The following is an 11,167-nucleotide window of genomic DNA, read 5'->3' as shown; positions in this document are numbered from 1 at the left end:
TAATCCCGCATAAAAGTCGGTATTATGTGGCATAGAGAGTAGATTAACAAAATGGTAATTCCAGTTTCCATAGATATCAAACCAGTTACCATAATCATAGAATGAAGTAGATAATCCACCACCTACAGTGGAATTCTCAGTCAAACCATAATCCAATCCCATATAAATGGGTAAATGAGTATTGAAAAGACCTGCTCCAATATCCAACTGTTTCTGATGTTTAGCAACTGGGACTGCCATTAAAAATGATGTTAATATCAACAGGGTCATCAACAATGTTATCTTTTTCATTAGAATCTCCTTTATCTGAGATTTTATTATTAATTAAGTATTATAAAAGAATAATAATTGTCAAGAAAAAAACTCAGGAAGTTGAGTTATAATTATAAAGTATCACCGAAAATTGTAAATCGTCTCACCGAAAATTACAAGCCTCCAAAATGTGGCATTTCTCGCATGCTCTGATCGGGAAGTTTGTATTATTGAAAATTGCAAGCGTATTACTGAAAATTGTAAGGAAGTATCACCGATAATTGCAAGAAAGTATAATCGAAAATCGCATAAACAATCCATCCTGATTCGTGATAAAAAATGTGGGAAACACTGGGCGGCGTTACCACGTATCGGAGGGCATTCTATGTAGTGTCTGTAGGCTGCCTGCAATGTCTTTTTAAGCATGATTTCTGTCAATCAAAGAATCTTGCTTTTTCTTATCATATTGAGCGGAAAGGAACTGACTGACTTTATCGGTCTGGTTATGTAGATCTCAATATTACACAGTCGGTTAACCGATAAAGGAGATCAAGATGACCAAGCAAAACAAGAATCGCAAAGGTTTGGCAACGCTGGAGGAGATGGTTCAATCAGGCAGTCAGCTTATTCTGATGCAAGATGATGAGACAGAGCAGCCAATTGAAGAGATAGCCCAAGCAATCAGACTCATTGAAGTTAGGAACTACCATGAAGGTGATCGAGATGGATAAAAGTGGCTTTGATTTTAATAATGAGTCTATTGAGCCCGATCCCTACGCTGATGAATACCACTACAAGAGTTAGTGGAACAAGTTCCGTGGCCCCTGGCTGCAGTCTGAGAATATGACCGATGATGAGATCAAAACCCGAGCCGATGATGCCTGAGAATTCGGAGACTACAAGGAGATGATCAACTTGATTGCTGAGCTGATCTGCCGCCTAAAAAAGAAGAGATAATCTTTATCTAACCTACTCATTAACCCGGTTCTGCCGGGTTTTTATCTTTAGCATCATTTAGCGAGGACAAGGAGCTTATAGAAAGGATCGGTAGCAGTATATACTTGGCTGATCCCAATCAGAATTGTAACCCTGTTCCCATCGAGTTTAATCTCAGATATGTAGATAAAGACATTACACTGGTTAGTGAGGATGATGTGGGGGCAACTCCTGATACTCCTTATCCAGGACGTGAATGATGATCTTGTCTTCGCTTATTATGTCGGGGCTGCTTTGGTTGTTGTCGCCTACTCCCTTATATTGGTCCTGAATCTCGCATTGCAGCTTGGTGAGTGATAATAGCCCATTCTTCAGGTGCTCGGCGCGAATGGCTTCATTAGCAATCTTGCTTCCCGTCAATACAAGTGAGTGAATCATCTCAAGAATCAGTCCTTGGTGCTCTTTGAAGATACCATTTTTAGCCATTTCCTTGAGCAGGTTGATGATGGCGAGTAGGACATCCGTCTCTACCGGGATGGGAATAACTGGCCCTTCCTCATAGGCTCAGATAGATCAATAGCTCTCATTTCCACTTGCTTTGCCCAACTGGAAGCAAGCATATTATTGGCAGCTCGTTCCCAGTCTCCAGTAGCAATGAATGCTAATGTATTGTAGAATTCAGGCAGTACACCAATACCCAAGTTGAAACACATATTCAGCAATACCGATTTACGGACTTCATCTAAGCCATTGTATATCGCAGAAATTTATCCAGAAGCTGTTTCTCGCCGTTCTGGATATCATTCTCCAAGAGCAAATAAGCTTCGGTCTGGGAGATACCACAGTCATCGAGATTGCGGCCAACTCCGATGGTCAATTTACCTGCCGTACAACAATTGGGCTTTAACTTCAGACCTTCGTGTCTGACTAATTGTTCTTGGATGCGTTCCAGCAGCGTTGCTTACATCGTATCTTCTTGCGGGTAGTCTTGGATACTCTATATGGTGCAAGGAAGCCACTACCCTGTATTTACACAAATACGGATGCATAACGATGCGAAAGAAAATTGGTATTCTAAAATTTTATTTGCTTTTTGTAAGCCGTCGACTATTTTAATAATATAGGTATAGTTATAACAATATGGTTGAAAAGTATGATCAAGAACATAGAGTGATGCCTGCTGAAGCTGGATTTTATCATACTTAATGATATGGAAGTTACACCCAGAAGAATTTTAGATGATCAACCGTTTTGAGTGGTAAAAGGAAATATCTGACAAGATAAGAATCAAACTAGGAGGAATTATGATTTCGAACAGATTTGCTTTAACTTTCTTTTTGATAATTATGCCCATCTATGTTATGCATGCCATAAATGACATGCCGCTGATAGCACAACTAGAGGGGGAGCATAACGGATCTTTTTTTGGTTACAGCATAGTAAATTTAGACTTTAACCACGATGGTATTGATGATTTAATAGTGTTTTCTATGGCATATGGTTATCAGTATCAGCAAAGTCCGTCTCGAGGTAAGGTTTACGTCTATTATGGTGGCTCCGATTTTAGCTCCGCATCAGAGCCCGCCATGACCTTGGAGGGAGATTATCCTGAAGGAATGCAGAGGAGGATTGGCTCAATAAGAAATGTTGGCGATGTTAGTGGGGATGGCTATCAAGACCTAATGATAACTGACGGGGTTCCTGATGTTTCAGGAAGTGCCAGATACATGTTCTTTTATGGAGGAACAAGCAATTTATCAATCCCCGATAGGGTTGAAACCCCACAACTGAATGAGGTAATTTACACGATTGATATGCTCTATGATGTTGATGGTGATGGGTTTGATGATTTGGGAATTTCTTATACTCTGAATAACATTTTGCAGTTCGATATTTTATGGGGAGGGACATTTCAACGCCAAGTGATCCTGTCTGGAGTGGGATTGTATAACGATACTAAGGCAATCATCGGGATAGGCGATATCAATAACGATGGATATCATGACTTTTCCATTGGATATCTTGAAGAAGAACAGGAATTCGAACAAAATTCTACCGTCAGAGTGTATTATGGAAACAGTAGTAGAATATTCTCTAATTTTATGTTATTGATTCAAACTCCAAACCCAATCACACGTATATGTAGACCTCTTGGGGATCTAAATAATGATGGATTCGACGATTTTCTGGGCTATATAGACAATTCCGGAATGTTGGTTTGGTATGGAACAGGTACCAATCTTCCTCTAAGTCCCAACGTTATTTTATCTCCTATTTTTTATGGTAATGCATTTGTTCTTGGAGTGAATTGTGGCGACTTCAATGGAGATGGTATCAGTGACGTAGTTGGGGCTAGTTATTTACATAGAAGATTTGCCGTCTGGCTCGGTAGCATTTATATGGATGGACAAGCGGATTGGCAAAAACCTGATACTCATGAAAATTATGGTTATAATGTTGCAGTTGGGGACTTTAATGACGATGGGTTTGATGACATAGCAGTCTCTGCACCTATGGAGGAAGGTATTTGGCCATATCATGATTTCCCTGGTTATGTGTTTATCTATGCCGGTAATCCTGGAATGGTTGCCAATGATGATCCCACTAATCAACAACTATCAGATCAATTACAAATGAGATTGAGTCCCAACCCCGTACTAACAAACGCTGAAATCATAATTTCAATATCTGGAGTCGACATAAACAGAGGAGTGCCTCTAATAGTTGAAATCTTTAACCTCAAAGGCCAAGTTATCCATCGATCCCAAAAAAATTGCATGTCATCATATGAATTGGTCAGCACTGTTAATCTCACCAACACTGCGTCAGGAGTATACATATGCAGGATAAGGATTGACAACATGTCGACCAGTAAGAAATTTACCATTATTAAATAAGGAGATTATCATGAAAAAGTACTATACCCTTTGTATGTGTTTTTTATTGGGTGTAAGTGTGTGGGCAGTAGATGCCAATGAATTTCTTATAGGAGCATATTCTCAGTATCAGATAAGATATGCTGGTAATAACTATGCTGCAAACTTCGATTCACTTGGGGTGTATCTTAACAATGCTGGATATAATGCCACTGTTTACGGCTTGACTTCAGGGTACTCAGATCGATTATCAACTATTTTTCAAAAGCTTCATGAATCAGACATCAAAAGTATGCTTTTTGACAATACGTGGTCACCTACAGCTAACAAAGTTGGAATTAGTAGCTTAACATTCGGTAACAGACTACAAATTGAAGCCGAATATCAGTTGTTAACATCTACAAGTGGAAGCTTTGTCATTGATGATTTGAGCACAGAAAATGAGTCGGTCTGTATGGAGTCTTTTGATTATGTGACACAGCATGAGACAGGAGATTGCATTGCTAATAATCCGTCAGATAACATATCATACTCAAACAGTTATGCATGGATTTGTGACTCATCTCAAGGACATATGGCAGGAAAAGCTATGTTTAATCCAAGAAGAAGATGGAAACCCTCTGGGGTGGAATGGCCGAGCGGGTTAAGTAAAGATATAGTGTTACTAAATTTTATAGAAACACCTATCATAAATGATAATAAGTTATATCTGACCGTTGCTTTGAGATTCGAAAACATACCCAATGGCACACCAGTTGCTGATATCAGCTTGAAGCTATACAACCCACCCAATTCTGCTACATATTCCGAATATGAAAATTATGTACTCACTGATTCATCGAATTATGTAAATGTAACCCTAACACCAGTAGACTCACTTTATGGTACCAGTATTATAGCACAAACATATCCATCCGCAATGAAGGATTCCTATGGCAACTACATTTTTGAATACTTCGTAAATTTGTCTACCCTCACATCGTATATGAAGGGTTCTACGTATTCTTTCACCCGTGAGTTCTATCATATAAATCCAGAAGTCTATTGGTACGGGAACGGTAAAATCATAATTGATTATATAACCATAGAAGACGACTTCAATAGGTCAGTGAGAACAAATTCAAACTCTCCATATGTTTCTCAAATTGACTCACAGATAAACTATATCACTACTAACGACACCAGTAACAATCTGCTCTATCTCATGAGCATGGATGAGCCACGTGCTGGGCAGCTTCAGATATATAAGCATATGCAGAATCATTTGAATAGCATTAATCCTACCCGTAAAATGGTTACAGCAACGAATTTAAAAGACTACGGGCTAATAAAACATGACAGTACTCCGTATAATTATCCCAAACGTTTTTTATACGAGGCAACTCCTGATAGGATTATGGTTGATGTCTTTCCTTTAAAGGGAAATATAGTATGGAACGGCAGTAGCCAAACAGTGCAGTCGAAAATCGATAGCAAGATACACTACTATTATTACAGCCTTGTGAAGGATGTGCAACAATCGAATAATCCAGACACCGAAATATTTTATATCCCACAAACATTTGGCATTGTTCTCCAGAACTCAGATAACTGGTCATATAATATGCCTCCCTTGAGTATGTTAAAGGTGCTTAAATATTTACCTCTATGCTACGCAGCTGATGGTATGGTAGATTTCTGTGTTGCTTCAAATCCAACGCAGCTACTTGAAAATGGTTATTGGGTAACTCCGTTATCCCAAGATCAAGATGGAGGTAATTTTACCGATCAGTATAACAATTTGAGAATTACTGACAATGTTTCAGCATACAAAATGTTAGCTGAAGCTAACAGTAAAATTGCTCAGTATGGTCCGAAAATCAGACAATTGAACTGGCTTAACGCTAATAAACTCATGACAACCGGTGTTGAACCTACTCCTGCATTAAATAACGCTGATCAGATCAACCTAAATAGCGTCCTTCTCGATAATCTAGTGGTTGAAGCAGAGGAAGATAATACTGGTTATACCGGGTTTGTTCAATGTGGTTATTATAATGATAACCAAGGGATCCCGTATTTCATGCTTGTAAACCGAAGGGCTGTCTATAAAAGGACTGGAAATGATGTCCCAGCAAATGGTACACCGGTTAGATATGTTGATTATTTTTTCAGAGATGCTTCATCTCAAACCGTTTGCTTTGAGCCGAACAATTCCAGCCATAATATATTCGGAACTCATGTTGCTCTTTATGACGCATATGATAACTCAGTTTTCCAAACAGATTCAGGAGTGATCAACGTAGAAATTGGGCCTGGTGACGGACGACTTCTTCAGATGTGTTCAAGTTTGCCCTCGACAGTGACCAGCAATTCAGTTGTTAAGAATGTTGCATACTTGTCGGGATCGATAACCATCGGTACTGGTACTAGCGTAACGATACAGGCTGGCACAAGAACAACCATTTTCCCATACACAACTATACATGTAAATAGTGGCGCTACATTAAACATCTCCGGCGAGTTAACAATTGCCGACAATGTGTCATTTATAGTTGAAGAGGGTGGTCAGATTAGCTTTGACGATGCAATCTGTACTTGGGGTCAAGGATCATTTATCGAAGTCAATGGAGGCTCACTGACTATTAACGGTGGATCAATGGACAAAACAGACGATTCAACAACCTGGGCAGGGATTAGAGTTACTGGATCTGATTGGGTGTATATTAGCGATGCCATCATCTCAAATGCTCATTACCATCAAGTGTCTAATTCTAACCTACTTATCTCCAATAGTAGCTTCAATATGCCAGCGAATTCATGGGGATTATTGCTCCAGAATAGTATTACGGGATATCAGACTGAAATCATCAATACTGAACCTAACTGTGGATTTTACGGAGATTCGAATTTAACTTCATATGGAATTAAGCTGGGTCAAATGAAAAATCCAGTCTACATAAGCAATGTTGATTTTAAGAATCTTCTTTACGGGATACGCAAATCGGTAATTCCTTGCGCAACCGACTCGGTTTCAGAATGTCACTTTGTCAATTGCTATAATGGTATAGAACTGTTTGACAATGAAAATGCCACAAATATCCAGCAGTGTATATTTTCCAACCATCAAACCGGTAAACAAGGTACCGGAATTTATCTTGTTGCCTCATCTCCAACTATTTCTGCGTGCAACTTCTCTAACCTAAATCGAGGTATACTAACTGAGTTTACACTCGTCAGTAACTCTAATTCCAGTGTAAACGAATCAAACTTCCACAATTGTGAAATGGGAATGGAGAGTAGAGGCTCTAATCATCGGCTGAAGGAAAACTACTTCAATCGCAATAACTCAGGCATTGTTAATCATGCGGGCTCAAATTTGAACCTCAGTTTCGATGCTAATAACGTCATGATGAATCATAATGCCAATATCGTATTTTACGATACTGAGCCCTATGAATCTACGATTCAGCTCTTCAAGGGACACAATGACTTCTATCATCTAACAGATAATTCAACGGGTTTAAGTGCCATAGATTTCAGCTTTGATACAAACTATTATAACTTCCCAGTCACTATAGATTTCAAAATCAATGCCAGTAAAAACTGGTTCCAAGCCAACCAAGTGACTTTTAATGATCCGGCTTACAGTGACTATGTATATGTGAACTTGTATGATCCCTCACCTTCCATGCCTGCTCCGCCTCCGGAACCTCCGGAAAATGAAAGGCTTTTCTTGGCACTCAGCTATGAGTCCCAGGAATTGTATGAACTGGCCGGAACTACTTATAAAGCTATAATAGATGATCAATTAGAGGAAGAGCAATCATACGTAACAAGCGCTATCGATGGTTTGTATCGTTGCACTATGATGATTCCGAATCCAGCTTGGGAACTGACTGACTATTTCGATACGAAGGCTCTTCAATATGCTATTGATTATCCACCCCTCAGTGCTATCCTCAAGGATTACCTGGCTAAAGTGTTCGTGCTCAATAAGGACTTCCAAGCTGCAGTCGATCTCATTCAACTTCGCATCGACAACCCAATCAGTGAAATCGATTCACTAAGAGCTGTCCTGGATCTAGAGATCGTGCTTCAACTGGCAGCAATGGAAGAAGATAAGCGTCCTATTACGACCAAATATGTTCAGTATCAGTATCCTGATATCCAGGTTTTTAATGTAATGCATAGCAACAATTGGGATAAATACAACCGGGTTCTACACCAGAATGATCCGGAAAACATGTTCGTAGTTGCGCCGATACCTCAAATTCAAAGTAATTATCCCAATCCCTTCAACGCTTCAACCACGATAGCATTCAGTATCCCGGAGACCGGGCAAGTCCGAGTATCTGTCTACAATATCAAAGGACAGAAAGTAAAGGAATTAATTAATACTGAAATGGCCAGTGGAATTCATAGGCTGGTTTGGAATGGCAAAGACACAAATAGTCGCGACGTGGGTTCCGGTATCTACTTTTTCAAGCTTGAATCAGGAGGTAATACCTCAATTCGCAAGGCAATGCTTATGAAATAATAACTAACGACCAATTGAAAAAGCCCGGGGCAACCCGGGCTTTTCTATTGGATAACACTTCCTATGATTTGATCTATTTGAGCCTGAAGATCGATATTTATAGCAAGAGCAGTAAACATACGGCAGTAATGGATGGGATCGGCTAGGATCTTGTTCTTATGCTCTTTGATGTATTTATGCAGTACCTGATAGCCTCCGATGTGATAGTTCCAAAGCTTAGGAGTGATACCCTCAAAATGCTTATCTAGGTTGATCTGCACGGTGCCCTGATCCTCATGATACTTGATGTATTCCACCACGTCGTTTGAACCGCTACCCTAATTGACCCTGTCCCATTTTTTACACCAATTGTAAGATGACACGATTGCTAACGACATTGTTTTCATAGTTTTCTCGGAATTTCGTTGAAGTTATGTAGTTTAGGGAACTGTGGGGGCGATTCGTGTTGTAATCTAACCGCCAATTCATAATCACATCTCTCGCTTCAAGTAAATTTCCAAAACAATTCAGGTCAAGGCATTCTTTTCTGAACTTGCCATTGAAACTTTCTACAAAGGCATTTTGCTGTGATGAACCGGCAGTTCCGCTTGTCAGGGCCGATATCCATCAACTCCCGATCCAGGCAGATTCCCTGCTGGTTCTTGTTCTTGCAGTCGGCGATCTCCAGTTCAAGAAGTTCGCCTATCGCCAGGACAAAGATCTTGGTGCTATGGCTCTTCCCACTGGGCACCAGTCTGTTGACCGCTGGCAGGCTTCCTTCTTTCACCAGCCTGCGGATCGTCTTTACTGATTTGCCTGTCAGTTCTGCCACCCTTGCAAGCGGCAGCCAGATCATCGTAAAATCTCTCTCCATTTCATATCCTTCCCATGTGATCCGATTATCTGCGTTTGGACTTGGACAAATTGAGAGTGCCGGACTTGGACACGGACTTGGACATTTTGCGAAGCACTTGGACACAATTTCGCCTAAAGAATGGGTATTGTGCCCGGATGCTATACGCAGTGAGAGCTTGAAGCTGTTTTGTTCAAGTCCGAGTGGATATTTTTGGACTTGGACATTCTGCGCTTGGCAGGCTGGGTAGCTTGATTTTCGGCTCTGTTTAGCGTTCATTTTTACCTCTCTGGTTAATCTTAATAGGGTGCTAACTACCTTGCATCCAATATCTTGGGAAGTCCTTTCCGCCGTCTGGCGGATTTTTCCGGCACTTTTTTAGAGGCTGCCAAACTTTCCGGCACGAATGCCATTGGGATAGACAGCCTCCGAAAATAATCATTGTCACAACTATACGGCTATTTATTGATGTTCTTAGTTCACTATAAATCCGTATGGAAATATGTTAATGGCAAATTGAACAATAGAGGTATTATGGCAGCCCAAGAGGTTGGACAACGATTGGCTATACTGATGAAGAGTATGAAGTTAAAGAACTATCAGTTCGCCAAAAAATATGGTATCTCGGCCGCCTCATTATCGAGGTATAAAGCCGGAGAACGCTACCCAGATCCTGAACTTCTGCTCAAGTTATCCGAGTCCGAAGTGAATGTAAATTGGCTTCTGACGGGTAAGGGAACTACCCGGATCGTGCAGTATTTTGACGGTTGGATGAAAGAAAGACTGGAGGAGAAACTCAAGGTCGTCGATAGCAAGACCGGGCTAATCCAAGCACCTACAATAGATTACACTCGCACCGTGAACCTCACGATTATTGGCGATATTTCCGCCGGCCCCAGAGAGCACATCGTCGACTGCCGGGATTTAGGCGAGAACATTGAGCTCCCCCGTTCCTTGCTCCCTGGCCAGACTGATAAGTATATGGCATTTAGAATAAATGGACACAGCATGGAACCCAATATCCTGCATGAGGACATCGTGGTCATCAAACAGGAGATGGATTGGGAAATTGCCAATGAAAAGGTCTGCCCGGTCAGAGCCGACGATGGGGGTCACCCTCAAGAAAGTGGAACTCGATCCTGCCAATATACGTATTATTTTACAGCCATTTAATATAGACTACAAAGTCCAGATTATAGACCAAGATCAGGGTCTCGAAGCATTTCTGATTGGAGTTTTGTCACTTCAGTTGCGGCTTTTTTAAATCGGCATTTTGGGCTGGAGCTGGCGGATGTCCAACTCCAGTCCAAAATCAGGCCTATTTGCAATAATCACTGATACAAAGACGTCCAAATACGTCCAAAACAGCCGATGTCCAAGTCCAAACCTAGTCCAAGCTATCTCCCCACTTCATAAAGCCTTAACCCACTTGTCCAAGTGAGACAGGCTTGCAACTTTGGGTGAGAGTTTATAATAATATTTTCAGCTTCCCGAGTGAAGTTATTTTATTGATTTTCTATTTGTGGCACCTGGTTATTTTTCCCATTTTTTTTGTTATTTTCTTTTTGAATAACAAGATAATAAAAAGCGGGAATAATGAACAAGGTCATAAAAGTAGAGACCAGCAGACCACCGATGATTACAATTCCCATAGGTCTCCTTAGTTCTCTTCCAGCTGCTCCAATACCTAAAGCCATAGGTAACATTCCAATCATTATGGCTAAGGTACTCATTATTATCGGCTTCAGTTTT

At 40.5% G+C, this 11,167-nt stretch carries 9 protein-coding genes and 1 pseudogene; 4 read left to right on the top strand and 6 right to left on the bottom strand.

Going from position 1 to position 11,167, the window contains the following annotated elements; translation table 11 throughout:
* The coding region (locus LHW48_01670; protein MCB5259172.1) for a hypothetical protein at window positions 1–291 on the bottom strand (291 nt) is incomplete at its 3' end.
* Between the two features lie 515 nt (window positions 292–806).
* On the opposite strand from LHW48_01670, the gene LHW48_01665 reads away from it, so the two are divergent.
* Window positions 807–983: a hypothetical protein gene (locus tag LHW48_01665; protein ID MCB5259171.1), complete on the top strand. Its 177-nt coding sequence runs from the start codon at window positions 807–809 to the stop codon at window positions 981–983.
* Window positions 984–1,392: 409 nt separating this feature from the next.
* On the opposite strand, the gene LHW48_01660 is transcribed toward LHW48_01665, so the two are convergent.
* On the bottom strand, window positions 1,393–1,626 hold the full coding sequence (locus tag LHW48_01660; protein MCB5259170.1) for a hypothetical protein: 234 nt from the start codon (window positions 1,624–1,626) through the stop codon (window positions 1,393–1,395).
* Window positions 1,627–2,492: 866 nt separating this feature from the next.
* On the opposite strand from LHW48_01660, the gene LHW48_01655 reads away from it, so the two are divergent.
* Both LHW48_01655 and LHW48_01650 read left to right on the top strand, forming a co-directional pair.
* Window positions 2,493–4,085, top strand: coding sequence for an FG-GAP-like repeat-containing protein (locus LHW48_01655; GenBank protein ID MCB5259169.1), 1,593 nt, complete (start codon window positions 2,493–2,495; stop codon window positions 4,083–4,085).
* A gap of 10 nt (window positions 4,086–4,095) precedes the next feature.
* Window positions 4,096–8,583: a T9SS type A sorting domain-containing protein gene (locus tag LHW48_01650; GenBank protein ID MCB5259168.1), complete on the top strand. Its 4,488-nt coding sequence runs from the start codon at window positions 4,096–4,098 to the stop codon at window positions 8,581–8,583.
* A gap of 44 nt (window positions 8,584–8,627) precedes the next feature.
* On the opposite strand, the gene LHW48_01645 is transcribed toward LHW48_01650, so the two are convergent.
* From LHW48_01645 to LHW48_01635, 3 genes and pseudogenes are all read right to left on the bottom strand, one after another.
* The gene (locus LHW48_01645; GenBank protein ID MCB5259167.1) at window positions 8,628–8,879 is read right to left on the bottom strand and encodes a hypothetical protein; all 252 of its coding nucleotides are present in this window, start codon (window positions 8,877–8,879) and stop codon (window positions 8,628–8,630) included.
* Window positions 8,880–8,991: 112 nt separating this feature from the next.
* Window positions 8,992–9,150 (bottom strand): annotated as a pseudogene (locus LHW48_01640) (transposase).
* Window positions 9,095–9,436 (bottom strand): helix-turn-helix domain-containing protein, encoded by a 342-nt coding sequence (locus LHW48_01635; protein ID MCB5259166.1) that lies wholly within the window; start codon window positions 9,434–9,436, stop codon window positions 9,095–9,097. The pseudogene LHW48_01640 and the gene LHW48_01635 overlap by 56 nt, the downstream one beginning before the upstream one ends.
* Before the next feature lie 513 nt (window positions 9,437–9,949).
* Between LHW48_01635 and LHW48_01630 the strand changes: the two genes are divergently transcribed.
* A complete protein-coding gene (locus tag LHW48_01630) occupies window positions 9,950–10,588 on the top strand; it encodes an XRE family transcriptional regulator (GenBank protein MCB5259165.1) in 639 nt (212 codons plus the stop codon).
* A gap of 332 nt (window positions 10,589–10,920) precedes the next feature.
* On the opposite strand, the gene LHW48_01625 is transcribed toward LHW48_01630, so the two are convergent.
* Window positions 10,921–11,167 (bottom strand): efflux RND transporter permease subunit (locus tag LHW48_01625; GenBank protein MCB5259164.1); only part of this gene is annotated, 247 nt, incomplete at its 5' end.

The organism is Candidatus Cloacimonadota bacterium (assembly GCA_020532355.1).
Classification (GTDB): Bacteria; Cloacimonadota; Cloacimonadia; order Cloacimonadales; family Cloacimonadaceae; genus UBA5456.
The sequence above is the reverse complement of the archived record's forward strand: the minus strand, read 5'-3'. Positions and strand labels throughout refer to the sequence as shown.

Bases quoted from the DNA above. Each gene is read 5' to 3' on its own strand.
- LHW48_01665 (MCB5259171.1), top strand. From the start codon at position 807: ATGACCAAGCAAAACAAGAATCGCAAAGGTTTGGCAACGCTGGAGGAG.
- LHW48_01660 (MCB5259170.1), bottom strand. From the start codon at position 1,626: ATGATTCACTCACTTGTATTGACGGGAAGCAAGATTGCTAATGAAGCC.
- LHW48_01655 (MCB5259169.1), top strand. From the start codon at position 2,493: ATGATTTCGAACAGATTTGCTTTAACTTTCTTTTTGATAATTATGCCC.
- LHW48_01650 (MCB5259168.1), top strand. From the start codon at position 4,096: ATGAAAAAGTACTATACCCTTTGTATGTGTTTTTTATTGGGTGTAAGT.
- LHW48_01635 (MCB5259166.1), bottom strand. From the start codon at position 9,436: ATGGAGAGAGATTTTACGATGATCTGGCTGCCGCTTGCAAGGGTGGCA.
- LHW48_01630 (MCB5259165.1), top strand. From the start codon at position 9,950: ATGGCAGCCCAAGAGGTTGGACAACGATTGGCTATACTGATGAAGAGT.